General features: G+C 47.1%; 19 protein-coding genes. 18 read left to right on the top strand and 1 reads right to left on the bottom strand.

All coding sequences use genetic code 11. The features are described 5' to 3' along the window. Positions 1–66: 66 nt before the first annotated feature. Positions 67–1,056 (top strand): serine/threonine-protein kinase, encoded by a 990-nt coding sequence (locus tag MHB43_RS23645; protein WP_339178295.1) that lies wholly within the window; start codon positions 67–69, stop codon positions 1,054–1,056. A 181-nt stretch (positions 1,057–1,237) separates the two neighbouring features. On the opposite strand, the gene MHB43_RS23640 is transcribed toward MHB43_RS23645, so the two are convergent. Then, positions 1,238–3,292: a vWA domain-containing protein gene (locus MHB43_RS23640; RefSeq protein WP_405130514.1), complete on the bottom strand. Its 2,055-nt coding sequence runs from the start codon at positions 3,290–3,292 to the stop codon at positions 1,238–1,240. Positions 3,293–3,868: 576 nt separating this feature from the next. Between MHB43_RS23640 and MHB43_RS23635 the strand changes: the two genes are divergently transcribed. From MHB43_RS23635 to MHB43_RS23555, 17 genes are all read left to right on the top strand, one after another. After that, positions 3,869–6,037: a transcriptional regulator gene (locus tag MHB43_RS23635; RefSeq protein ID WP_091013787.1), complete on the top strand. Its 2,169-nt coding sequence runs from the start codon at positions 3,869–3,871 to the stop codon at positions 6,035–6,037. 184 nt (positions 6,038–6,221) lie between these two features. Next, positions 6,222–6,647, top strand: coding sequence for a hypothetical protein (locus tag MHB43_RS23630; protein ID WP_056695746.1), 426 nt, complete (start codon positions 6,222–6,224; stop codon positions 6,645–6,647). Positions 6,648–6,773: 126 nt separating this feature from the next. Continuing rightward, on the top strand, positions 6,774–7,235 hold the full coding sequence (locus MHB43_RS23625; RefSeq protein ID WP_339178288.1) for a DnaJ domain-containing protein: 462 nt from the start codon (positions 6,774–6,776) through the stop codon (positions 7,233–7,235). 42 nt (positions 7,236–7,277) lie between these two features. After that, complete coding sequence (locus tag MHB43_RS23620) at positions 7,278–7,829, top strand: FHA domain-containing protein (protein ID WP_127545040.1); 552 nt, start codon at positions 7,278–7,280, stop codon at positions 7,827–7,829. A gap of 43 nt (positions 7,830–7,872) precedes the next feature. Further along, on the top strand, positions 7,873–8,406 hold the full coding sequence (locus MHB43_RS23615) for an FHA domain-containing protein (RefSeq protein WP_091013796.1): 534 nt from the start codon (positions 7,873–7,875) through the stop codon (positions 8,404–8,406). After that, positions 8,391–9,272 (top strand): PP2C family protein-serine/threonine phosphatase, encoded by an 882-nt coding sequence (locus MHB43_RS23610; protein WP_405130513.1) that lies wholly within the window; start codon positions 8,391–8,393, stop codon positions 9,270–9,272. The genes MHB43_RS23615 and MHB43_RS23610 overlap by 16 nt, the downstream gene beginning before the upstream one ends. Positions 9,273–9,312: 40 nt before the next feature. Continuing rightward, positions 9,313–11,157: a serine/threonine protein phosphatase gene (locus MHB43_RS23605; protein ID WP_405130512.1), complete on the top strand. Its 1,845-nt coding sequence runs from the start codon at positions 9,313–9,315 to the stop codon at positions 11,155–11,157. Further along, positions 11,157–12,449, top strand: coding sequence for a normocyte-binding protein (locus MHB43_RS23600; RefSeq protein ID WP_405132465.1), 1,293 nt, complete (start codon positions 11,157–11,159; stop codon positions 12,447–12,449). The genes MHB43_RS23605 and MHB43_RS23600 overlap by 1 nt, the downstream gene beginning before the upstream one ends. A 7-nt stretch (positions 12,450–12,456) precedes the next feature. Next, positions 12,457–13,146, top strand: coding sequence for an iron-dependent peroxidase (locus MHB43_RS23595; protein WP_339178278.1), 690 nt, complete (start codon positions 12,457–12,459; stop codon positions 13,144–13,146). A 32-nt stretch (positions 13,147–13,178) separates the two neighbouring features. Continuing rightward, positions 13,179–15,830, top strand: coding sequence for a molecular chaperone (locus MHB43_RS23590; RefSeq protein WP_339178277.1), 2,652 nt, complete (start codon positions 13,179–13,181; stop codon positions 15,828–15,830). Positions 15,831–15,861: 31 nt separating this feature from the next. Further along, entirely contained in the window at positions 15,862–16,635 is a 774-nt protein-coding gene (locus MHB43_RS23585; protein WP_405130511.1) for a DNA and RNA helicase, read from the top strand. Between the two features lie 34 nt (positions 16,636–16,669). Beyond that, the gene (locus MHB43_RS23580; protein ID WP_339178273.1) at positions 16,670–17,308 is read left to right on the top strand and encodes a hypothetical protein; all 639 of its coding nucleotides are present in this window, start codon (positions 16,670–16,672) and stop codon (positions 17,306–17,308) included. Positions 17,309–17,323: 15 nt separating this feature from the next. Then, positions 17,324–18,739 (top strand): phage baseplate assembly protein V, encoded by a 1,416-nt coding sequence (locus tag MHB43_RS23575; RefSeq protein WP_339178271.1) that lies wholly within the window; start codon positions 17,324–17,326, stop codon positions 18,737–18,739. A 35-nt stretch (positions 18,740–18,774) separates the two neighbouring features. Further along, on the top strand, positions 18,775–19,881 hold the full coding sequence (locus MHB43_RS23570) for a pentapeptide repeat-containing protein (protein ID WP_339178269.1): 1,107 nt from the start codon (positions 18,775–18,777) through the stop codon (positions 19,879–19,881). Beyond that, positions 19,881–20,396, top strand: coding sequence for a hypothetical protein (locus MHB43_RS23565; RefSeq protein ID WP_339178266.1), 516 nt, complete (start codon positions 19,881–19,883; stop codon positions 20,394–20,396). Before MHB43_RS23570 ends, MHB43_RS23565 begins: the two co-directional genes overlap by 1 nt. 15 nt (positions 20,397–20,411) lie before the next feature. Next, positions 20,412–20,846: a DUF4280 domain-containing protein gene (locus MHB43_RS23560; RefSeq protein WP_339178265.1), complete on the top strand. Its 435-nt coding sequence runs from the start codon at positions 20,412–20,414 to the stop codon at positions 20,844–20,846. A 2-nt stretch (positions 20,847–20,848) separates the two neighbouring features. Beyond that, complete coding sequence (locus MHB43_RS23555; protein WP_339178264.1) at positions 20,849–24,268, top strand: DNA/RNA non-specific endonuclease; 3,420 nt, start codon at positions 20,849–20,851, stop codon at positions 24,266–24,268. Positions 24,269–24,272 lie beyond the last annotated feature (4 nt).

Here is a 24,272-nt window from a genome sequence, read left to right as displayed (position 1 = left end):
GGTTGAACCAAATGATGCATTTACGCGGAAAGTCTTCCGATCGACAAGGTTGAAAAGAGGTCTGTTATGAGAAAAGACAATTGTAAAATGACATTGCAGCGCAATGTGATTATAAATGATACATATCAGGTAAGACAGGTATTAGCCAGCAGTGAGTTGGCTATTGTATATGCAGGACGAGATCGTAACACGGGTGCCAAGGTAGCCATTAAGGAATTTTTCCCACAGAGACTGGCTGAACGTCAGGCAGACAAGCGGAGAGTGTTCTGTTCTTCACGAGGATACGGTGGGCAATATCAGGAGCTACTGGCTGCATTTCTGCTTGAAGGTGAACTGTTATCGAAACTGGACCATCCTCATATTGTTTCGTATTTGGATCATTTTGAAGCAAATGATACGGGGTATCTGGTTACGGAATACTGCACGGGAATCACATTGACCGAGTATCTGAATGAACACAATCATGCTCTTGATGCTGCCTTCATAACGGAGACGCTGCTTCCACTGGTGGATACATTGGATTACATACATAAGCAAGGCATTCTTCACCGGGACGTGAAACCTTCCAACATTATGGTTATGGAGGACGGTACACCCAAACTTCTGGACTTTGGCTCAGCCACCCGTTGGCCTATGCAATCCGGAGAGAAACAGGTGATATTTACATCGGCAGGTTATTCCCCGCTGGAGTTCTATTCCGAGAAATCCAGTCAAGGACCGATGTCGGACATCTATAGTTTGGCAGCTCTGCTCCATTATTGGGCATGCGGGCAACCCCCTATGGACGTGAAACAGCGGTTGTTCCAGGATGAATTGCCATCTGTTCGCTCACATAATGAGTATGTGAATCCTTGGCTCGCTCGTGTTATTCATTGGGGGTTGACGGTTCGTTCCGAGAAACGCTGTGCCTCCCTAGCCTGGGTCAGAAGCTCGTTGCGAGTTCAAGCCTGGGTGTGGAAAGTGCGTAAACCTGGAACGGTGGAATGGTCTTTGGCCGAGAATGAACATACACAGGTCTATGAAGTGGAGACCAAAAAGCAACATGAGATGGCATAAGCATGCGTGACCTATGTTCATAAAGTGGATGCACTTAAATGAGCATAGCAGTTGAATATATGAACAACATAAACAAGCCAGTTCTTACCATTGAAGGGGACGAACTGGCTTGTTTTCTTTTATATTTTGATAGAAGGCATGCATCAGTGTGCTTCATTTCCACGTAGTTATCACACGGTGTTTACTGTGAATCTCTCTTTTGTCCTACATAGATGTTGGTACTTGGTTTGATGGCTTTGTAACGAATTTCGATCTCCGTAACGCCATCCTCAAACGTAATGTACAACTTTTCGTTGTACTCCATAGCTTCCGTATGTCTGCGCTTCACTGGAGTTCGGCCTCGGACAACCGTACAATTTGTATCGTGCCGTACCAATAATGTTTCTTTTTTACCGGCTTCCAGCCAGATTCGTCCCGACTCCGGTACTTTGACCCCGATATCCATTCGATCAAACAGCTCACGGAGACTTACTTTTCGGTGGTCCAATGAAGTCAGCGGCCAATTTGTCACCGGTATATCCTCTCCGTTCGCTGTAGCTAGAAAGTATCCTTCCAGTCTTCCGCGGAATACGGGTTTTGGTTTCAATACGAACCAATACAGTGCGAAAATTCCACCAGCAAGAAGCAGGCCCAACCCTGTATATAGGAGTACCTTTTCACGTAAAGAATGAATTTGCAACGAAATATCTGTTGTTATACTGGCTCCCTCAGAATCCGTTGCTGTCACCTTAATGGTCGAACTTCCAGTGTGAAGAGAGGACCATCGCAACAGGTTACCTTCAATGATGGCCTCCCCGAGCTTGCGTTCATTTCCACCTTCAGCAAGGACATACGTTAATGGATCATTATTGGCATCCTTAAAGTAGTTGTTCAGGTCGACATCTGTATTGCTGTCATCTTTGGATAACACCATGGATTCGCCGGTGGCTACGGGTGCTTGATTCGTAATGTCTACTTCAACCGGAGTAATTTCCCGATAAAAGTCTGGACCATCGATCCGTAGTCCCCATGTGTACAGATCTGACTTGGGAAAAGTGTATTTTCCCGTAAACCCGCTGCCTGTATTGGTCAAAGGGATACGTTCTGTTTTTCCGCTAGATGGCGTTATAATGAGTTCCGCTTCCAGTCCCTTGTACACATCCAAGTCCTGAATGGGTTTAGGGTCCACAGCCTGATCGTAGAGTGATGCCTCAAATGTGATGCTCTTCCCCTTGACTGGCTGCTCCGTTGCCATATTTGCGACCGCAGAGACGTTGTAATTCCCTAATAGGTTAATCTTCACCAGATCACCGCTACGGCCTTTGAATTTCAGTTTGAACTGTCCTTTGACCGGACGAATGATCTTCATCAGAGCATATTTATCAGACCGAATGAAGCTGACATTGCTCGATTGATAATAGAGCTGAGCTTCCGAGACAGCATGATCAGAGAGCATGATAATGTTGGCATCCGCCATGCTGGAGTTAGGAATATCCACGATTACTTCCTGCATTGCTCCGGTTGCAGTCACAGCCGCTACAGATACAAGAACAGATTGAATCTGATCTGCAAAAATACGATTGAAGATTTCAGGCAGATCGTCCGCACTTCCGGTGATAAAGGAAGAACCACCCGTTTCTTTGGCGATGCGCTCCAGTTCTGCCGGGTTAACCGTACCGTCGCGGTTTAATCCTACAGTATAGATGGGATAACCAGCTTGTTGTGCCATCTCAATAACCTTGTCCACATCTTTGGATGAGTCGGCAGGTGTTCTGCTCGTCGATCCTCGTAAATCGGTTTCTCCGTCAGAGAGCAAAATCATAAATGGTTTACGCTTGTCCGTCTGGGATTGTTCAAGCAGGCTAGCACCTCGGCGTAAGCCAAGTCCGAGATCTGTATATCCTGAACGATTTAAGCCATCCACACGACTACGAAGATTATTGCGAGCTCCAGAGGATGAAATATCCATCAGTGGTACGGATGAAGTGATCTTGTCATTGTAGGCTACGAATCCCAATCGGGTCTTAGGTCCACTACTCATATCCATAAACATATGTATAACTTCTTCGGCAATGCGATCTTTGTCGGTCTCATTCATGGAGTAGCTAACATCCAGGACAAACATGGCATCGAGACCTTCGTACGCGTGGGTCTTGACAGATGATTCTGCGTGTATTTCCCCAATGTCCCATGCTGGAATTAAAAAGCTGATGAACAAGAGAGTGAAAATTGCTTTTTTGAATTTTATTAATATCATATGATGCTTTGAATCTCCTTTCTGTTTTGGGTACTGCAAATGTTTTTGATATCAAACTAATTTTTGTTGAAAAAAAATTTTTTTCTACACGATATAACCCCGTTATGCGTAGTTTCAATAAGTTAAAAATATTGCAACACCGCATACGTTAAGGCGATTTCCTCTTGATTAGGAGTAAAACTCTACTAATTTTAAATCATTGAACATCATCCAGATTATAGGATATTCTTTATCATCGGCATGATTCGAAGGGAAGTGAAGCGAAAATCGGAAATTAGTTCTATAGGTATATCGAAGTCACATAAATGAGCTTTTAGACCTATATAGGGGAATATTGACAAAACATATCGCTGATGATTAAGATGAATTCCATAAATCTCCAAAGCAAACGGCATAATCTGGTACATAAGTTCCAGTCATATGTTGACAGCTCGTTCTATTGGACTTGTGAGCGCCTGAGAAGATGATTCTCTTAGATCATGACCAAAGACTGATAGAGCGTGCGGAGTGTCAAAAATTGATGGAGGGGGGGAAGCATTCGCCCGAATGAACCATCATTAGGGGGATGTTGCCTGAATGGATATTATTAATCAAACGAACCGAACGATGCTTTTTGAAGAGATCAATCCTGAGAAAATGGATTTGATTACGATTGTCGGTGACGTAAAAGGGATCGACAGTCTGAATGACGACAAGATCAAGGAGATCAATGAACACCTGCTTGTACGAAGCTTCGATGAGTTTTTGGACAAGTTTTCTCCCAGTGTGTATTCCTTTTTCAATGCGGTAAACCAGAAAGTCATGTATACGCTCAAAAAGCCCGAAGGGATTCCGGATGAAGCAATCTCTGAGATCAAAATTGATCATAGCAATGACTTCCTGAGAATGTTGTTTACCCTGATCGATACCAAACGTAGTCAGGGGATTACGAATGTAGATTTTAAGTTTGAGAATTTGCTGGATATGATCTCACCGAAAAAGGTTATGGATGACATTCGGCAGGTACGGAAAGAAATTCATTACATGTACGGCCAGCATGAGAAGCTGGATGACGGGGACCCGAAGAAGTTGGATATCGGGGATAAACTTAATGTCATGTTTGAAGATGCGAGCCGGAACTATAACAATGTCATGGCGATGCTGCCACTGGCCATCGAAGATATCAAAACCCGCTTGTTGCTGGGCCGTGCTCAAGAAGAAACTTCTTCCGAAGCGATTCAGGTAGGACAACTCACGATTGGTGAGAGCGGAGAATTGAAAATTATCGAAGCTCCAAAGAGTGATAACAACGAGTTGATGCTCCTGGATGAGTCGACAAGCACAGATTTGACTCAGGTGTTTGCCGAAGATTATGATTCACTCTCCGAGGCACCTTCACCGTATGTACAGGATCTGGTCGTTCGTACATTCTGCCCACTGCCTGCGGTTCAGACGGATGTCGATACGGCAGTTGAAGTACAGAATTACAATACATACCTGGAATTTTACAAGAACGCCAAGGATGACTTTGTAAAAACCGTAAAACCGCTGGTAGAGAAAATTTTGGGTGTCAAAATGTTCTTTGATCAATATGCGACCAAAAACAAAGGCATGCTGCCTTCCATGCTGATTGCCAATGCCAAGCTGGATATGCTGGTTAAGAGCAGTAACATTCCGCGGCTGGAGACCTATCTCAACACAGTCAATGCCAAGAATGATTTTACCGACACCATTTGGTTCGGTATTGTTCCTTCCGTTGAACTGGAGAATACGGGACAAGTTCAAGTCAGCCGAGCCCGTTTCCGTGGTAACGAGAAAGTGGTTAAACAAGATGGAAACAGTATGGAATCCCTGTCCATGCTCCTGCAAGTCGTTAAAGACTACAAAGTACAAGTATTCTTCAGCTTTGAATCCGGAGAAGAGACTACATTCAGCAGCATGGCTACTGCGGGCATCGATAAATATATTGATAAATGCGCGGTATTAACTCGCAAGGACTACAGCGAATTCGCCATTCCAAGTGCTCCGAATTTCACCATCATTCCGAAAGAGAAATCGGGTGTCGTTATCGACAGCCGTATGCTTCAGACAGAGAATGGTGTGGAACTTTCCAAGGAGAAAGAAGACATTCTGAAGCTGTGGATTGAAGGTGTGTATGTCGGTGCGTCTTATGTATCTGCCGGAATTGTGGCTGCATATCAGTGCCCCGAGTATCTACGAGGCGCATTCAAAACCGTGAACCGGGATTATCCAGGTGTGCGTTTTGATATTGAGGCAGGGGATAACAGTCTGCGTGTAGTGACTACGATGACCAAAGAAATCTCCGGATTCACGAACACCATCAAGGATTCGATTAACCGGAAAAACTTTGGATTTATTTTCTCATCGGAGAATGCCCAAATCCAGGATAGCGACATCAAGCGGATCACGGTATACAAAGCGAGAAGCATGGCGATGTCCGAAGATGGCTTTGATTCCTTGTATAAAACACTCGTAAGTACTTACATTGAGCGCTTGCTCCGTTTCCAGACGGGTGATTTCAAGCATGAAAATATCGTCAAATTCTTCAGCAACAATCCGAGCAGTCAGAAGAGTCGGTGGCTGGGAACCCGAGGGTCGATCAATTCGATCATTCAGGAAGGTGACGATATGAGCTTTATCATCGATGAGAAGAGCAATATGTGCCACATTGACCTGGTATTTAACGGCAACGTGAAGAACCTGGAGGTCATGATTACCAAAGGCACCAGCGCGATGAAGGTGTAAGAAACTGGAGTGGGTACAAGTTTTAGAAATGGAATATGATTCTTTAAACAACGAATTATAGACATTCATTTTGGTGTTAGAGGCGGCCTTTACTGGCTGACCTTATACATATATTTCGGTACCTCTCCCCAGATGGAGAGCATGCCGGGCACATTGTTTTCTAATCTTAAGGAGGTTTTTATTAATGGGTTTTGTATTGAAAGTAGAAGGCGCAGAAACAATCGAATTGGGAATGGATAATATCCGCACAGTAGTGTATGACACAGATACACCGGATGATTCCAACGCTAGATCCACAGATGTAGGTGCAACACTTCGCATCAGTGGCAAAATTATTACAGCAACAGACGGTGACAATGCAGATGACACGATGAAACTTGCTCTGTGGTCACTCGTTCCAGCTGAAAAAGCAGATTGCTACCGTAAAGTAACCCTTGAAGTGGTTGCGGCGGATCAAGTGGTACGCAAAATTTACATGCCTAACGCGTTCGTTGTGGATTACACAGAACGTTTCGGAGATACCGAAGGCGTGGGTGAATTCAGTCTGTTCATCAAACAGAAAAAAGACAAAACGGAATTCACTAAAATTGAAGGCGGCTTCCCGGTATAAAAGGGAGCAGCTGATGTTCCGGGTCAGTTATGGCTGGCCCAGAATAATTCTGTCATGTTAAGGGGCCTTGGTGCCCCTTAATCTTTATTTACGCCCGAATACGGCAGGGAGGCAGGGACGAATACCATGAATGATTATTATGCCGTGCTTGGTGTGGAACGTGAAGCTTCTCCGGAGCAGATCAAGAAGGCTTATCGTCAATTGGCGAAGAAATTCCACCCGGATGTTAATGGGGGAGATCCGCAGGCAGAGATGCGTTTCAAGCAAGTCCATGAGGCCTACAGCACACTCGGAAATCCCGAGTTAAGGGCTGCATACAATCAGCAACCTCGATCTACAGGGAACCCAGGAGGACCAAATGGAGCAACATCCAGTACTGCACGAGAAAAGAGTGGACAAGCCCAAAATGGACCTATGAATACCGATAAGGTATGGTCGGATCCATCACGAATGCAGGAACAGTTTGAACAATTTTTTGGCTATCGCCCCAAAGGCAAGGGAAGCTCAAACAGTGGCAAAGCCGATCCCAACAAAGGAATGGATATGTCCGCCATGTTTGACCGATATTTCGGAGTTCGAAAAAAGTAAGCCGGTGGCCTGTAATGGATCGTGCCGGTTCAGGCGGAGGTTATGGAAGTGAAACGAGGAAGGTCGGTAATGACGATAGGGGTTGACGCATGCGTCGCCATGATTTCGTTAGCCGTGCTGTATTACATATTCATCATTAACCGGGACATGAGTGCCCAGTGGATAACTGGAATTATTGTGGTCCTCTCCGGGGGAGCATACCTGTTTTTTAAATACTTACCTGCCAGCAAGAGGGAAAAGAAGAAGTTGTCTTCACGGGTTGTGAAACTCGTACTGTTGGACGATGACGGTACAAGTGTGAAGGAATGGTACATTCAGGGTGAGACAAGTGTATTGATCGGAAAAAGTTCGAAGAACAGTGAGGCGGACATTGATCTGTCCGATACTCCATATGCTTCCCTCATCAGTCCGCAACATGCTGTGCTGAACAAAGCTTCGGGCCAATGGTTTATCGAGGATATTGACTCCGCCAGCGGCGTGGGCGTACGTAAGGGAAATCAAAGCAGATCATCCAAATTGGAAATCGAAGAACCCAGCCTGATTGAGGCAGGAGACTTAATTTATATTGCCAATACCCGCATTTTGGTGAAATAACGTTGGCGTACCATCATACAAACTTACGGGGGAATGAAAAGAAATGAGTCTGACAAGATGTGGAAACGGACATATGTTCAGCACGAGACGGCACGGAAACACCTGTCCATATTGCAATCTGGCCGTCGAGTCACCGCCTTCCGGCAATAGTGAAGCAGGGGGAGCAATCCCACGCGCGCCTCGCACGGCAGAGGATGACAGAACGATGCCATACCTGGGAGAAACGACAGGAATTGAACCGGTAACGGGATGGATGGTGTGCATCGAAGGTCCACAGATGGGCCAGGATTATCGAATTATGGCTGAAAAGAACTTTATTGGGCGTTCGGAAGAGATGCATGTTCGAATCCTTGGGGATAACACGATTTCAAGGCGTAATCATGCGGTGATTGTATATGATCCCAAAAAACGCAATTTCTATCTGCTGCCCGGTGATGCTTCCGGCCTTGCCTACCATAACAACGAAGCGGTCTATTCTCCGGTGGAACTGGCTGCGTACGACGTCATTCAATTGGGACGCAGCAAATTCATTTTCATCCCATTATGTGGTGTGCATTTTGAATGGGAGCAACAGTGAATACCTTCATGATCTTGTGGAACGACAAGGAGCTAACGCCTTATTGGGTTCTTGCAGCAGGCTGTTTGTCGATCTGGTTGTTGTTATTCGTCCGAAGCCGGATTCCGGTAAGGCAACGTGACGATAGGCCAGTAGGTGTTCAGATCGGGAATGGACAGACCATTGGTGCTCGCAGTGAGCAGGATGATTATTTTGCCTGTGCCGTGGAGCCATATGGTGTGCTCGCGGTACTTGCCGATGGAATTAGCGGCTTATCTGGTGGGAAAGTAGCCAGTACAACTGCTGTAGAAATATTTATCCGTGAGTTCGAAGAGTTGGAGCGGTTTCCTGATCCAGAGGAGTTTTGGGATGCATCTTCCCATGCAGCAAATCAGGCGATTCTTCGCAATTTACTTGGCGTTCCTGGAGGAACGACGTTGGTATCAGCCATGATCAAGGGCAGGGAGCTGTATTGGGGCGCAGTAGGGGACAGCATTTTGGCCGTGTTTCGCAAAGGTGAGCTACTTGCTATCAATCATAAACATACACTGGAAACTCAACTCGAAGAACAGTATATGTCTGGAGAGATATCGGAGCAGGAGGCGTTGGATAATCCGCAGCGCAAAAGGCTGGTCAACTATTTGGGGTACGACCATTTTAAACAAATGGAAATCGCGGACGAGCCGTTTGCACTGCAACCGGCGGACAAGATTGTGTTATGCAGTGACGGGGTGTACAACTCCCTTACTGAGATGGAACTGGAGACTATACTGGCGAAAGACATGGCGCCATTTGATGCAGCCCAGACCATCATTGATTTGATTGAAGAAAAACAGCTCGTGCATCAGGATAATGCCACGATTATCATTTTGGAGCAAGGATGGTAGCGGATCAGGCAACGCACAGGGAAGGGAAATGGGGAGACGGATGAGGAAGGAGAACAGTGAATTCAAGACGGCTTTTGTCTCGGAAGCAGGATCTTTCCTGAAGAATCGGGATTTCTACGGCTGCGTTGAGCTGGAAGATTGGGCCTGTTATGTCATTGCAGATGGCCTGGATACAGATACGGAAGTGAATAGCGCACAGATCACAGTGCAGACCATTCTGGAATCCTTTTTGGAAAAGCCAACCATGTCCAAACGCAGACTAACAGAGTATATCAAGATTGCCCATGAATGGTTGCAGTATGAAAGCCGCCGAGTCAGGCTCAAAGCGGGATTCGTCATTGTTGTGACAGATTATACACGTATGGTGTGGGCATCTGCCGGACACAGCCGGTTGTATCATTTTCGTGGAAATCGGCTTGCACTAAAAAGCAAAGATCATAGCGTTGCTGTCCAGTTGGCAGCCGAAGGCCAGATTGCAGAGGATCGCGTGGATCAGCACGATGAACGCGGCAATCTGAACGAATACGCGGGCAAACCTGGCATGATCAGGCCGTATGTATCGGATAAGATCAAGCTGGCCGATGGCGATGTACTTGTGCTCTGCACCCCTGGATTATGGGAAGGGGTTCAGGATGCCGAGATGATCGATGCGGTTGAAGGTGCCAATGACCCGCAGACACTGGCGGATACGCTTGAAGAAGTAATGCTTAGCAAGCAGCGTGCCCGTATCGAGAATTATAGTGCGGCAGCCATATATGTGAACAAGATTTTTCATGAAGAGCCCAAGAACCGTAAGAAATGGATTAAGCGGATTGCCATCATGCTGGTCATGCTCCTGATTTTTGGTGGAGCCGGCATATTCTACGCGGTGAAAAGTGCAGCCAAAAAAGCTGAATTGGTCGTAGATATGCTGCAATATGAACAGACCGCAGACCAGTACGTCAAGGAACAAGAGTATGCCAAGGCGGTCTCGGACTACAGCCTTGCACGCAATAATTCCATCAAAATCAAGGACCCGATACATAAAAAGCTGTTGACCGCGAAGATGTCTGCTGCCCAGACGCTGGTTGATGGGGAAGCTCACCTGAAAGAAGGCGACATTACCAAAGCAACCGCGAGTTACACCAAAGCATTGGAATTGTCTGAATCCTATAGCATGTTCAACCGGGAAGTTATTCAGGAGCGCCTGGAGCAGATGACCACCTTCCAGCAAGTGCAAGACTGGATCACCGAGGGCGATCTGAAACTCCAGAACGGAGATTACAGTGGAGCAATCATTTTGTATAAACGGGCCAGAACGGCCGCTACGGAGACAGCTTACAAAGATGCGCTGAAGGAAATTGCTACGCAACTGGAGACGGCCGAGACCAAACGTGCAGATATCAAACGGCAATCCCGGCAGCTTCAGGCAGATACGCTGGAACAGAAGGGTGACCGCTTCAATGAAGCCGGAGACTACAGCGGAGCCATGGATGCCTATGCTTCGGCACAGGGAATTTATCAGGAGATCGATATGCTGGAACGTGTGCTGGCCATGGAGCGGAAAATAAACAAACTGGATGAGAAATTGAACCCACCGATACCGGCGGCTGATCTTACGCAGGATACGGCAGGATTAGATTCACCAAATACATCGGGCGTAACCTCGGATATGACCGGGAGTACAGGAAGTGTGAGTACAGGCAATACAGTGGGGAACGGTTCTTCCGCTGGTAATGGCACCTCGGCTGGAAATGGCAATGCGGATGCTTCTGGCTCAGGTGCTTCTTCTGGAAAAACGACAAGTAATGCTGGCAGCAATTCTGCCTCCAAGGCTGACGGAAGCACCGATACCACGGAGGCTGACGTGAACGAACAGGAATCATCGGAAGGAGGAGATTCATGATGAAAGACATGATTCGTGACCGTCTTAACAAGATGGAGGATCTCGAACAACGCCGCATGCTCAAAGATCTCATGACAGGCGTTTTTCTTAATCTTGTGGAGTATCAGGAGACGCTGAACAAGCAGATTGAGCAACGGGTTTTCGATGAGGTATTGCCGCAGGAGGAACGACATGATGTATATGTCACGTTATGCGCGCGGGAAGATCTGGACCCCATTCACGAATTTCTGTACCCGATCATTCCTGAGGATGTTGAACCACAGACCGTCTATTTGAGTGAGGCTTCAGAGGCACTGGCGCGTAAGGAAGAGATGAAATTATTCACGTTCTACATGGAATGTGGGCAACAGGAACTCCAATCTCTGCTGAACAGTAATCGGACATTTCGCGGGGAGATAGTAACCAATGAAGGCAGGCATGCCATAACGGTTCGGTTGAAATCAAGTGCAGCGTATATCTCCAAAGTTGAAGAATTGTACCGGGTCTTTCGTAAGAACAGCCTGCCATGGAAATCGATCAATGCACCCTATGTGTTCAAATTCGTTGATTGTGTTCTGGTCAGTTCGGACGATGGAGAAGCATGGGACAAACAACATACTGTCAAGGAACTTTCCATCCATCTGGAAGAGTTTGAGCCTTATAAAAGAACCAATATGATTCCGCTGTGGAACATTCAGAAGCTGGATATGAAAACGGGTGGATTCCCTGTTCCGGCTTCGGACCGAATCAATTATGAACATGTGTTGCCACTCCGCAAAACCGGAACGGAACACGGATATCTGGTGGATGGAGACGAATCGCATATTCGGTATATCAAAAGATCGGAAGAAGATATCACCATCGTATCACCACTGGAAAAATCCGATTCATGGACGGTGCTGAAAATAGCGGGTCCCGTCGCAACCCGCATTGGCAGGATGGACTATCCGCTGTTTTCCAATAACAAGCGGGAAGGGTTTGCCGGTAAATATGCGCGCCAGGAAGGGCGTTCTGTACGATCCAAAGGAGAGATTGCCCGCATGGTTCACGCTTTTCAGGCAGCAGAGGGGTTGGAACTGGAAGATGTGCAAGTAGTGGCGCCAGGACCCGCTTTGGGCATTACGTATCCACTTAATACATTTGTTAGCGATCATGTCCGTGTTGAAACAGATAAACATCGAATGATTTTAAGGTTCAGCAGACACGGGAAGCAGCCGGGACAGGCCATTTTTCTGGATGATCTGCTGAGCTTTCTGGTATCCGAAATCCAGCTGGCTTTCCCGGAATACTGCTGCGAAGGGGAATGGGTGTGAGTACAGCATGAATTACATCTGGGATCTGATTATTCGGGCCAAGCGTAATGGAACCGATCTGCGCGACGTAACCTTTGTGCCAGCACGTGTGTACTCGCCTTACATGGAACTTAGCCAGACAAACCTGAATGCTTCAGGCGTGGAAGGCACGGTTGAAGTCAATCCGTATTATCGCTTTTTTGATATTTTCCGGGACCTCTTCGATATCAATAATGAAGAGCAGGTGGAGTTGCGGGAAGCGCTCTTTGATCTGGTCATTCATTTTCTAGCGGATATGGATTTGATGCAGGGGATGAACAAGAGGGAGTATTATATTCGCTTCATTCTGAAGGATATGCATTCGGGTGTATACGGGGATCGGGTTCGGCGGCGACTGGAGCTGTTCGGACAGGAGAAGCAGGAAGTGATCGCCTGCAATATGCTCCGTTTGTATGATACGGGTGAGGCGGTTCATCTGCTGAGGGATACCCTTGTTCGAATGTTCCCGCGTTCAACCCTATATGCCAATTGTGAGGAAAAGGATGAATTGCTTTTGTACATTGGTCAGGTAGAACGTACGGAAGCGAAGGAGAAGCTGGAACTGATTCTTGAACTCTTTCTGCCGGTTCGTTTCGACACGGAAATATACTGGGGGCATCATTTTGGCATTCTGGATGTGGACTATACGATGATACAGGACGGGATTGCTCTATATTAAGCAGCACCAGCAGTTGTAAGGAGGAAGTATAGATGAACGGCTATTCATACCGATTGTATCCTGACGCCACGAGCAGGGAACGTTCCAGAGGAACCATGCGTTATACGCGTGAAGAATTGATGGACATGACCACATTCCAATTACGGAACATTTGCTACAAGGAACGGTTAATCGAGGGATTGGGCCCTCGGACGGAGCGGGAAGAACTGATTCGGATTATTTTAAAATTTCTGGGAGCGGACGATATATTGTGGATCAATCAGTCTGTTGAAGGTGGATTCGAGCGGATACAAAAGGCTATTTCTCGTCATATGACGGCGCCCATGAGCAGTGATGGAGGCATTAGTGTGCCTGCACGACTGATTCTGTACGAAGGATTGAACGTGGACAAGCTGGATCGATATGTGGTTACGGCACCGGGTGGACTAACCGAATCCAACGTACTTTTAGTCAATGAGAGCATGGAGCTGTGTGGCATCTTCAACCTGGTTAAGGACGACTCCGTATCGGGAACCTTTTATTTGACGGCAGGAGGTGGGTCGACCTGGAAGAAATCGGGCAACAGACAGTACAGTCTTCTCTTTTTCCGTAAACGCGACTCGGAGTATCTCTATCAGACCTATTACTCCAGCAGACCGCTTCCACCCGTTCATATTCAGTATACCCAAATCCCACTGGCAGATCTGGACATCCGGGAGCTTGAACCGACAGAAGCGGTGCTTGCGATTGATTTTGGCACCTCCAATACGACGGCAGGCGCCTATTTGCATAACGGTTATATTCAGGCACCAAGCAGCCAGGATGTGCTGAATGGACGAGTCCGTATGGATGCCATCAACTACGTTTCTTTTCCCGATCCTACATACAAAGATACGGATTGGATCGAAGTCTTGCCTACGGCCATTGGGGTGGCGGAGTGTTCGGATCCAGCGAACATTCGTTACGAGTTCGGCTATGAAGCGCTGCGAAGTATGCGTCGGGGAGGGTACAGCAGCCGGGCGAGTGTCTTCCGCAGCATGAAGCGATGGGTGAACAATTACAACAAAATGGAAGAAATCGTCGATGTTCATGGCAATGCGGCCATGGTGTCTCGTATGGATCTGCTGCGTGCGTACATGAATTACATCATCCGAACGGCAGAGCATCAGTTCAAGTGCAAGTTTCGCCATGTGCATTTTACGAGTCCCGTGAAGATGAAAACACAGTTTTTGCAGATGTTCGGAGAGATGCTTCCGGATTATCGGATTGAGCAGACGTATGCGCTGGATGAGGGAATGGCTGTGCTCTATAACACCCTTGCTGACGGCATGGAACGTGGTGCTTTCATGGAAGGGCAGACGTATCATGCGCTCGTGATTGATTGTGGCGGTGGAACGACGGATTTGTCTTCCTGTGCCTTTACGATCGAGGATGGACATATGGCGTACAAGCTCGATATCCATACTACCTACGAAAATGGGGATACGAACTTCGGAGGTCACAACATTACCTATCGTATTATGCAATTCATGAAAATTGTATTCGCCGACTACTATAGCGGACGCCGTCAGGTGACGGATATTGATAGCCTGATTGAGGCACCTGGTGCGGATGTGTTCCGTCAGGTGGACGAAGAGGGTGTGAAGTCCGTTTATCAGAAGCTGGAGCAGCGATATGAGGAGGCAGAACACATCATCCCTACCGCGTTTGCGCGCCGAGAGAATCGTTCACGGGACGAGTATTTGCGGGTAAGAGGCAACTTCTACTTTCTATGGGAAATCGCAGAAGAGATGAAGCAGCAATTTTTCCGCAAAACCGGCATCTTGCGTAACCGATTCCACTCGGAGATGGATGGCGACGGGGACAGTGATCTGCAGATCACCACCATGGAGCGTTGGTTCCTCTCGGTAGAACGGAATGGGGAGTTGAAGGATGAATATGAGTTCCCCGATGTGGTGTTCAATATCAAGGAAATTACCCAGCTGATTAAGGCTGATATCTATGAGGTGGTTCGCAAGTTTTTGGATGATTTCTATCGGCAAGGGCGGATGAACCAGTACTCGATTATCAAGTTGACAGGTCAGTCCTGCCGCATTGATGTATTTCGGGAAGCATTGAAAGAGTTCGTTCCAGGCAGAAGCATTGAGTTTCGTCAAAAACCTGCGGAAGGGCGTGTGCCTGATCTTAAACTTGCCTGCCTTCGAGGGGCGATTCGTTATCTGAGTGCCCGCAAAACAGGAAGCGTTCAAGCCGATATCACGCATGATGCCGCTGTAATTCCGTATACCGTAAGTGCCTACACGCATAATGGACGTGAAAAAATGCTGATCAGCAGTCTGGATCGGAGTGATGGCATTCCAGGTAGCATTTCCCGTCCATTCGAGACGGCAGAAGTGGAGTTGTATCTTAGCGGAAGTGATGGCCAGCTGAGACAAAAATTCGTATATGCGAACCGCCCGGATTTCTATAAAGAGGTGCTCTACGAAGACATTCGAGATCGATATGGAGATAAAATTCCGCAAGATGATACGGATTCCATCGTGAATGGAGAGACAAAGTTTTTTGTCTTTCCGGATGATCGTCATTGGGGCTTCCATGTGTTGCCTGTAGCTCGTAGAAATGAACGGCTGTATCTGGGATCGCAGAAGCTGCTTCCGTTTGAAACGGACTTGTCGGAACTGGACTTCTTTGACGGAATGAAGTGAGGACCACGAGCAGAAAGGGGGAACACCGCTCATGTTCACATATTCGTATCCGCATTTTAACAAGGGAAGAATTCTGAAAACATCCATGTTGGAGGGACTACGTGATTTCCCCAGAGACTTCATCGAACTGTACTATCGCGGTTATGCAGATGGCATTCTTGCAGGTGCAGAGGTAGAAGTGTTCCCGGACAAATTGTTCGTCGCCCCTGGGATGGTGCTGCATAAAGGAAGGCTTTATATGCTGACAGAGCCTATGGAACTGGCATACCAAGCTACGGGACGGGTCAATGTGCTGAAGCTTCGGTTTACCGCGGAGGAGACCGTGAGTGACATGACGATAAGCCATTCAGAGCTGCTCTTGGATGAAGAGACAACGTGCACATCGAGAGAGTTGGAGCTGGCTCGATTCAAGCTGAAGGAAGGGGCCCGGCTGCGGCGTGACTACCAGACCTTTGCCGACTTGGCAACGGAGTTCAACACCCTGCATGTCATTCATGTCCCTTATGCAGCCGAGGGGGCAAGCACCTTATCTCCTGTTGTCATGAAGGATTATGCCGAGAGGTTGCTTCGAACGGGGACCTCTGATCCCCAGGATCTGGTCTTTGCCATGATGTGTCTCAATGAAGGAACGGTTGCGCGTAGCGTCATTTTGCATCACATTGCTAGTCGATTAGGGCTGGAGTACAGAGAATATGATAATGCGCAGATTCATCGATATCTGGATCGCATACTGGCGAATGCAGGTCGGGGAACGGGACGTTCGGGTATGCCGGTGGGCGGACCACATCGTATGATTGTGGATTGAAATTTTCAAGTGAATGGGAGGATGGAATTCGTTTATGGAACATATGGATCGCAAAATCATCCCGATGTTATATGGCAAAACATTGAACGGTGAACCTCATCAGGGAACAGAGACTAGAGATGTTGAAGTCTCTCCTGAATCAAGAGAAATTAAACCATTCGAGCCAATAACCATGATACGTCTTGAACAGGAAACGATACATCTGAGAAGAACGGAGCTATACGAGGGCAAGGTTACGGTGTCTCTTCCCCGCACATTTCGTTTGGTGACAGAAAGAGAAGCTCAGTTAAAATATCCGTCGTCCCATCGTCCTGAATGGATCTATACCAATGATTCGGGAACGATCAACTTTACGTTCAAGACATTGGATCATCGTCTTGCTCCGGAAGAGTTGAATTCCTTTACGGAATCGATGGCTGATGTGATTCGTGCAACTCAACCTGTACGAGAATGGAAAAAACACGGTGTTCGAGTGACGGATGCTGGTCTTTCCACGGGTTACTGCCAATTCGCTGTTCAGGGGTTGAATGATCAAATTTATAACCATATGGTGTTCACCATTTTAGATCAGAAAGTTCTTGTTTATGGCTTTAACTGTACGGACGATGAGAAGAAAAATTGGATGGAACCCGGTGGTACACTTCTGGATACACTCATTGTCGAAATGAATTAGAGAGGAGCTGAGTCCATGAGCCTGACGTATGAAAATCTGATTATTGAACCTTATGAACTAGTACATCTGCAAGAATTGACAATCCGCAAAAAGATGAATGAGCACACCCGCCTTGTTTTCAAAGGCATGGTATCTGAGGAATGGAAAGATCGTTATGTGGATGTTACGGATAAGAATACCCCGATTGAAGTGTGGCAAAAGGACGAGGAGGGGAACAAAAGTCCGCTATTCAAAGGCATTCCTTTATCTGTAGAAGTGCAAGTTGTGAGGGGCGTATATACGCTCCAGGTTGAAGCAATCTCACATACGTACCTGATGGATGTCAAAAAGCGAACGCGTACGTTTCAAAACATCCAGATGACGCTCCCTGAATTGTTAAAGGAGCTGGATCAGGATTATCCGGGACTGGACGTGATCGATGAGGGGACCGGGGGAGCCAAGATTGGCAAGGTGGCCGTGCAATATCAGGAAACAGACTGGGCATTTCTCAGAAGACTGGCTTCCCGGTTTCATACGAGTCTGATGCCTGCGGCTCAATTCGACAGCCCCAAATTTTATTTCGGCGTATATGAGCATGGGAACTCGATCGAACTGGATAATACGCGTTATACCGTCCACAAAAACATGACTCCGTTCATGTACTTCACGGAGAACGAGACTGTAAATGTGAATGAAAGTGACTTCATTGTATACGAAGTGGAGACAGATCAAGTTATGGAACTGGGACACCATATCTCATTCCGTGGCAGAAGTCTGTATCTTACGGAAGCCTATACGGAACTCGCAGGAGGTATTCTAAAGCATAAATATGTGCTGAGTCTTCACAAAGGATTGCGGCAAAAGACGTACTACAATCCGCTGATTGCTGGAAGCTCATTAATGGGGCGCATATTTGCGGTACATGGCGGACATGTCAGAGTGCAACTGAATTGTGATAAAGAACAGGAAGCGGAGAATGGACTATGGCTAATGTATCAGTCTCCCTATATTGCTGAGGGGCAGACCGGATGGTATGTGATGCCAGAGATTGGTGATCCGGTGGCGGTTTATTTTCCAACCCAGCATGAAGAAGAGGCATATGCTACGCCAGCGCCCAGACTAGATACACAGGTGACGGGAACGAACCAATTGAACAATCCGGATCACAAAATTTTTCGCACACCCCATGGCAAGGAGATTAGACTGACACCAGACTCCATTGTTATCACTGGAAAAGAAGGAGAAGTGTTTATCCGATTGAGTGGTGATGAGGGCATTCAAATCAAGGGCAACCAGCAAGTCACAATGTCTGCAGGGGGCAGCCTTTCCCTGAAAGCAGGAAAGAAAATGATATTGTCTGCCGGTTCTCAGTTACTTCTTGAAGGTGGAGGGGGGACATTCCGATTGGATGGGCAGGCACAGATGAGTGGTTCTGAGGTGAAATCCAACTAAACATATGTATTTGTAGTCGAGGGAGGGGGGAGCAAATGAACCGAAAGGATTCGTTGAAGCACTTTTATGCCGATCAGGTGGAGCCAGAGCGAGTCAGGCTGATGGAGGATTTAAGGCGTACCTTAGAGAGCAGATCAACCGAATTGACGGCAGAATATATGGAACATTTCAGAGAGTTTATTAAAGAAGTTGCGCTTGCTCAAGAGGTTAGGACAAAAGGGGAAATCGCCTACATCCAGTACTCTATATTGCGAACGGAAGTACTGGGTGGGGCGATGAATGTGCTGGTTGAGGCTTGTGATTCGTCGTGGTTGCTGGACCGCAGGCCAGTTCGAGCGTTCTATTCTGCACAATGGGCCTACGAATGTGTAGAACGGATGATCGAAAGATTGAAACAGACTTTAGCTTCTTATCAAGGTGCCGTGACGGTTGTGGAACTGGAAGGTATTCGGTTGCAGCAGGTACCTTTGGTGAACCGGTATCTCGTCTATTTCATCCGACGATGCGGCTATTTGCTAGAAGACATGGAATTGCATTTGCAAATGAAACTTGAACAGAACTTCGAAGTACGTGTTGGGGAGTATCTTGATGCGAGCGAATGCGTATTCCGATTGGATCAGAGAGAGCGAAGCATTGAAGAAATTGGCGAGGAACTGGAGGAAAGCAATGGTATTGCTGTTATGTATGCGCATTTTCAAGGACTGAGTATGGCGGAAATGGAGTGCAGCGATTTGGACTTTCGTTTCAGCAGATTTGAGAATATAGATTTGAAATTGACGGATTTTCAACGTTGCATGCTTGTGGGCACACGCTGGCGGAATTGCGAAATGGAAGGAGTGAACTTCTCAAATAGTCTTATTTATGGAGCGGATTTCAGTGGTTGCTCCCTACAAGGGGCTGTATTTAGAGGTGTAGTTGGAGATATAGGACACCCAGAGGGGCTTGTACAGGGACCTGGGTATGATGCAGTTAACTTCAAGAATTCAAACCTGAAAGGAGCAGATTTTAGAGGGGCTGACCTTCGAGGTGCCAACTTCAGCGGAGCTAATCTGGTAGATACACTGTGGAATAATGCCAATATTGAAGGGGCGATTTTTGACAATGCCGAAGGGAGGACAGGGTTATCCAATACTTTCGCTTAATGGCAGATTCGAGATGGATTCATCGCGCTGAGACTGAGCCCGTAGGTGAACTTCAGCGAAGGGTATGGAGTCAGGCTTTTCAAGATTCCAACATCGATCTTACGGCGATCAGCTTGAATGTCCGCGGTGGAGTTCATGTGGATTATACAGATTATATGGAACATCCAATTCCGCTCGTATCAGATCGTTTACTTGAAGTGTTAACACTATATCAGCCCAGTCTGAAGCGCAGGGCGGCTGTCCTTACGGACAGGGAGCGTATGACCCAGGAAACATATTGGGCGATTCATCCGCCAGAACTTGCAAATGTGCTGTCACCTCATACAAAGCGGCGCATGGACGGCAGTTTGGAACAGCTCGTCCTTAGACGAGAAATGGTGGAGGTTCCTTTGTTCCAATTAGTGGACCTGCGCGAAACGGTCATGATCGTGAATCTTGCATTGGCAGAGAGTATTCTGCGGCGGGATATCACAGGCGTACGACTGGTGAAGCTGGAACAGGAGCTAACAGCTTAGAAGGGAGATAATCGGATGGCGCAAAAACAAGAATTAGACACGCAGATTCAAAGTGCTGGAGATGCACCTAAAAGCTATGTCGTTGCTGGCGCAATCTTGAAATGCAACTGTGGTACACAACGAACACGTTTGAAAATTCCATTTAGTCATGGGGTTTACATTAAAGGTAAGGCACAAATGACGGTCGAGGATTACATTCCCGGCATACATATCGGTTCTTTCGGCAACTGCTCCAATCCACTGAATCCTGCTGTAGAGACCAGTACCATGGTCGATATTTATGGAGTCAAGAAAGCCCCATGTATGCCCGTTTTGACCATGTCCTGGCTACATGGCAAGGGAGATACCGAGGTAGAAGGGAAAGCAGCCCTGCTCAGCCAATGTACACATAAGTGTCTGTATGGTGGAGATATCGTGATTGAAGATGACGGGCAGCAATTGGATTTCTAGCCATGGACGAATTGACAAAGGTTCTACAAGATCGTATTGGATACGAACAACTTCGTCTGTATTGGCCATATAAGGCCCAATGGTTGGAAGAAGTACGCATTACACGCCAAGTGAACGAGCACGCGAAGTTGTACGTTAGTGGAGTCGTTCCTGAAGAGGATGGCCCGGGTATCCTTCGAATTCAGGCTGAAGGGGAACCGATTGTGCTCAGGCAAGTTGATGAAGCAGGAAAGTCTGTAAGACGTCTCTTCCATGGTGTCATGACGTCTCTTAAGGTTCATCTCTCTGGAGGAATATATCGATTTGAGATCGAAGCGTTATCTAATACATATCAGATGGATATTCATATTGCAGAACGCGCGTTCCAAAACAGAGGTTGGACATTTGGAGATCTTGTTCGATTCATCATGAAACCATACCGATATTCTGACGTCATAGATCAGGTAACGGGGAATACCCAATTAAGCGGACTTGTTTTACAATATAAAGAAACCGACTGGATGTTTCTGCGAAGGCTCGCATCCCGGTTTGGCACGTTCTTGGTTCCTGAAGTAACGGCTGCCTCACCCAAGATCTTTTTTGGTCTACCCACAGGAAGGTTATGGAAATGGCCGCAAGATCAATCCTATCGTGTCCGGAAAGAACTGGGAGAAATGCGATGGTATGGTCCGGAGGTTGAGGAGAAATATGTGATTCGAAGTCCCAAGGGTAATCAGGGTATTCTACAGTACACGATGGACAGTGCCGAAACCTATGCGCTGGGTGACAAGGTTGAATTTCCTGACGGCAGGGAGCTCACGGTCGTTGAAGCTATATCGCGCCTCGAATCTGGTCTACTGATGACCTCCTACCGTATGATGTTGGAAGAGCAGATGCGTACACCGAGATGCGAGCTTTCAGATCTGATCGGTCTGTCCCTGTACGGAGAAGTTGTCCGGGTGATACAGGATCACGTACAAATCCAATTGTCTATGGACGATGGCCCAATGATTCAAGGTGCCTCATGCCCATATCCAGTAGTACCAATCTATGCAGCGGAAGGACATAGCGGGCTGTACATGATGCCAGAGATCGGGGACACCGTAGAACTGTATTTCCCCGAGAGTCTGGAATCCGGAGCGTATATTCGCCATTCCGTTCCGGAAAGCAAACGTTCTGTTGGAGGTGGCACGGAGCATAAGGTTATGGGTCATCCAGCTGGGCCTTCGGTCGGCATGTCGCCTGAGGAGGTGAAGGTGCAGGCAGGATCAGGTCTGACGATCACCCTTAACGATCAGGGCGTAGTATTGTCCAGTCCTGGTAACCTTTCGATTCAGGGAGGCAACATTGCGCTGGACGCTGGACAGATTCAGGGTTCTTCGCCAGAAGCGATCTGGCTGATGGGCGGAGGGAGCAGCTTCATACTGGATGGACAGGCCGATGTACGCGCAGCCCAGATTCAACAGGAGGGTAGCAACAAGGCGCCTGTGCACGTTGCTGATTTACCTCCAGAGCCAGAGCCGCCACTGATCCCACTGGAGCAATACGAAGCGGCTCAGGCTGCGGCGCTGGCTGCCAAGACAGAAGCCACCGTGCAGGCATCCACAACGAGCATGAAGGAAGCGTCTTTATTTGGCGCAGCGTTAGCCATTACGGCTATGATTCCCATCGTGGGTACCTTGGGCGGAGCCCCTGCTGCAATAGCTCAAGGCGTAGGTATTGCTTCTGTAGCAGCAGGTGTGATCTCAAGTGTACCGAAAGTGGGATCATTCAAGCCTTCGGCTCGTAGCTTATGGGATCAAATGAAAGCCGGGTTCATCCAATTCGTCCAAGATGAGCAGGATGCCAAGCGCAACTTACTCGGCAAGGTGCTGACAGCAGCTCGCGAATTATCTACGGCAACGTCGTTTCCTGACTTTATTAAGAAACTGCATCAGCAACATCAGGAGATTAGTACATTCGTCCATCAGATTTCTGAACCGGTTAAGAAAAAGTGGGTGTATCAACAACAGCAGGCGAACATGGAAAAGGGCTACCGTATGGCATATGATTACGAATGGAAAATATGGAAGCCCGTGGGCGAAAATGGGGATAGCGACCATGCCGCCATGCAAGCGTATGAGAAGGATAAAGGTAGCCTGGATTATGCCACGCTGAAACAGGACCCACATCCCGTGGAACCTGTGCAGGATATATACCAACTGCAGATTAAGGCGTTTGAGTTGGGGATTCACCCCTTTACAGGTGAACCCGTTTCAGATTCCTATGCCCAGATGATGATCACTATGCTCAAATGGAATCAAGTCGGTATGGGCGTGCAAATGGTCGTGGGCAGCATGTACAGTGGCAAGAGTATGTCTAAGAGCCCAGCGATGAACTCGGCAACCAGCCAGATGATGAGAAACATCCAGAATGCGGAAGCGGCGAGTAAGAAGACGAGTGTAGGTAACGGGTTAGCCACAGCGAAGTCATTTATTCAGAAAAAATGGGAAGAGAGTCAGCGGGTCGGTATTGTCCCGGGGGGCTTCTTATCGAATCATGATTCGAAAAAACCAAGTTCAGGCACCTTATGGAAAACCAGCGGTGAAGATGGAGTTGGTTCCGATGCCGGGAAACCGCCCAAGACAGCACCCGAAACTCCGAAGCCGACGGTGAAACCCGGCTCAACCGCCGGGCCTGAGAAACCAGGAGGCTCAAAACCAAACTCTTCGAATAAGGACAAAGACGGTTCAAGTGCGAAGCCGAAAGATGCAACACCGAAGCCAGAAAGTTCGAAATCGAATCCGGTTAACAATAAAACACCGAATGAAGTGAATACCTGGAAGCCGTCTTCAACGAAGGATAAAGATGTGTCTAAGCCAAAAGACGACACTAAGCCTTTACAGCCAAAGGAAAATGATGCTAAACCTAAGGAAAATCAAGAAGGTCCTGAGGGGACGGGTAAAGAATATTCAATAAGTAACGATAAAACATTAGTAGGTGAAAACGAACAGTATACAAACGGAAGAAAAAACAAGTTAAAGCCTAATATTAGCTATAAAACTGGCGAGTATGATTATTTTTATGAAACAGATGGGAATAGTAGAATTACTAAGTTTGAAACGGACAGCTTACAATTAACTAAGAGAACTGGCAGATTATCTCACAGCAGAAATACACCAGGAAAAATAAAAGGAAAAGATGAGGCAGGTCACTTAGCAGGTGATAGGTTTGGAGGATCACCTAAAGTCGATAATTTAGTTTCGCAATTATCAGAGGTAAATCAGAAAAAATTTAAGAAACTTGAAAATAAATGGGCTGTTGCTCTGAAAGAGAAACCTCCTAAAAAGGTAACTGTTGAAATTGAAATAGTTTATTCAGGTAATAATATGCGCCCAGACAAATTTATAGTGAAATACACTATTGATGGTAAGCCAGGAAGTGCAGAATTTAAGAATTTTTAAGGGA

It is taken from the genome of Paenibacillus sp. FSL H8-0317 (assembly GCF_045040685.1).
GTDB lineage: Bacteria > Bacillota > Bacilli > Paenibacillales > Paenibacillaceae > Paenibacillus.
This window is presented reverse-complemented; position numbering and strand designations above follow the sequence as displayed.

Excerpts from the sequence above, each read along its gene's own strand:
- MHB43_RS23595 (WP_339178278.1), top strand. The coding sequence starts at position 12,457 with ATGAATTACATCTGGGATCTGATTATTCGGGCCAAGCGTAATGGAACC.
- MHB43_RS23630 (WP_056695746.1), top strand. The coding sequence starts at position 6,222 with ATGGGTTTTGTATTGAAAGTAGAAGGCGCAGAAACAATCGAATTGGGA.
- MHB43_RS23635 (WP_091013787.1), top strand. The coding sequence starts at position 3,869 with ATGGATATTATTAATCAAACGAACCGAACGATGCTTTTTGAAGAGATC.
- MHB43_RS23620 (WP_127545040.1), top strand. The coding sequence starts at position 7,278 with ATGGAAGTGAAACGAGGAAGGTCGGTAATGACGATAGGGGTTGACGCA.
- MHB43_RS23645 (WP_339178295.1), top strand. The coding sequence starts at position 67 with ATGAGAAAAGACAATTGTAAAATGACATTGCAGCGCAATGTGATTATA.
- MHB43_RS23605 (WP_405130512.1), top strand. The coding sequence starts at position 9,313 with ATGAGGAAGGAGAACAGTGAATTCAAGACGGCTTTTGTCTCGGAAGCA.
- MHB43_RS23565 (WP_339178266.1), top strand. The coding sequence starts at position 19,881 with ATGGCAGATTCGAGATGGATTCATCGCGCTGAGACTGAGCCCGTAGGT.
- MHB43_RS23600 (WP_405132465.1), top strand. The coding sequence starts at position 11,157 with ATGAAAGACATGATTCGTGACCGTCTTAACAAGATGGAGGATCTCGAA.
- MHB43_RS23585 (WP_405130511.1), top strand. The coding sequence starts at position 15,862 with ATGTTCACATATTCGTATCCGCATTTTAACAAGGGAAGAATTCTGAAA.
- MHB43_RS23580 (WP_339178273.1), top strand. The coding sequence starts at position 16,670 with ATGGAACATATGGATCGCAAAATCATCCCGATGTTATATGGCAAAACA.
- MHB43_RS23560 (WP_339178265.1), top strand. The coding sequence starts at position 20,412 with ATGGCGCAAAAACAAGAATTAGACACGCAGATTCAAAGTGCTGGAGAT.
- MHB43_RS23575 (WP_339178271.1), top strand. The coding sequence starts at position 17,324 with ATGAGCCTGACGTATGAAAATCTGATTATTGAACCTTATGAACTAGTA.
- MHB43_RS23570 (WP_339178269.1), top strand. The coding sequence starts at position 18,775 with ATGAACCGAAAGGATTCGTTGAAGCACTTTTATGCCGATCAGGTGGAG.
- MHB43_RS23590 (WP_339178277.1), top strand. The coding sequence starts at position 13,179 with ATGAACGGCTATTCATACCGATTGTATCCTGACGCCACGAGCAGGGAA.
- MHB43_RS23555 (WP_339178264.1), top strand. The coding sequence starts at position 20,849 with ATGGACGAATTGACAAAGGTTCTACAAGATCGTATTGGATACGAACAA.
- MHB43_RS23615 (WP_091013796.1), top strand. The coding sequence starts at position 7,873 with ATGAGTCTGACAAGATGTGGAAACGGACATATGTTCAGCACGAGACGG.
- MHB43_RS23625 (WP_339178288.1), top strand. The coding sequence starts at position 6,774 with ATGAATGATTATTATGCCGTGCTTGGTGTGGAACGTGAAGCTTCTCCG.
- MHB43_RS23610 (WP_405130513.1), top strand. The coding sequence starts at position 8,391 with ATGGGAGCAACAGTGAATACCTTCATGATCTTGTGGAACGACAAGGAG.
- MHB43_RS23640 (WP_405130514.1), bottom strand. The coding sequence starts at position 3,292 with ATGATATTAATAAAATTCAAAAAAGCAATTTTCACTCTCTTGTTCATC.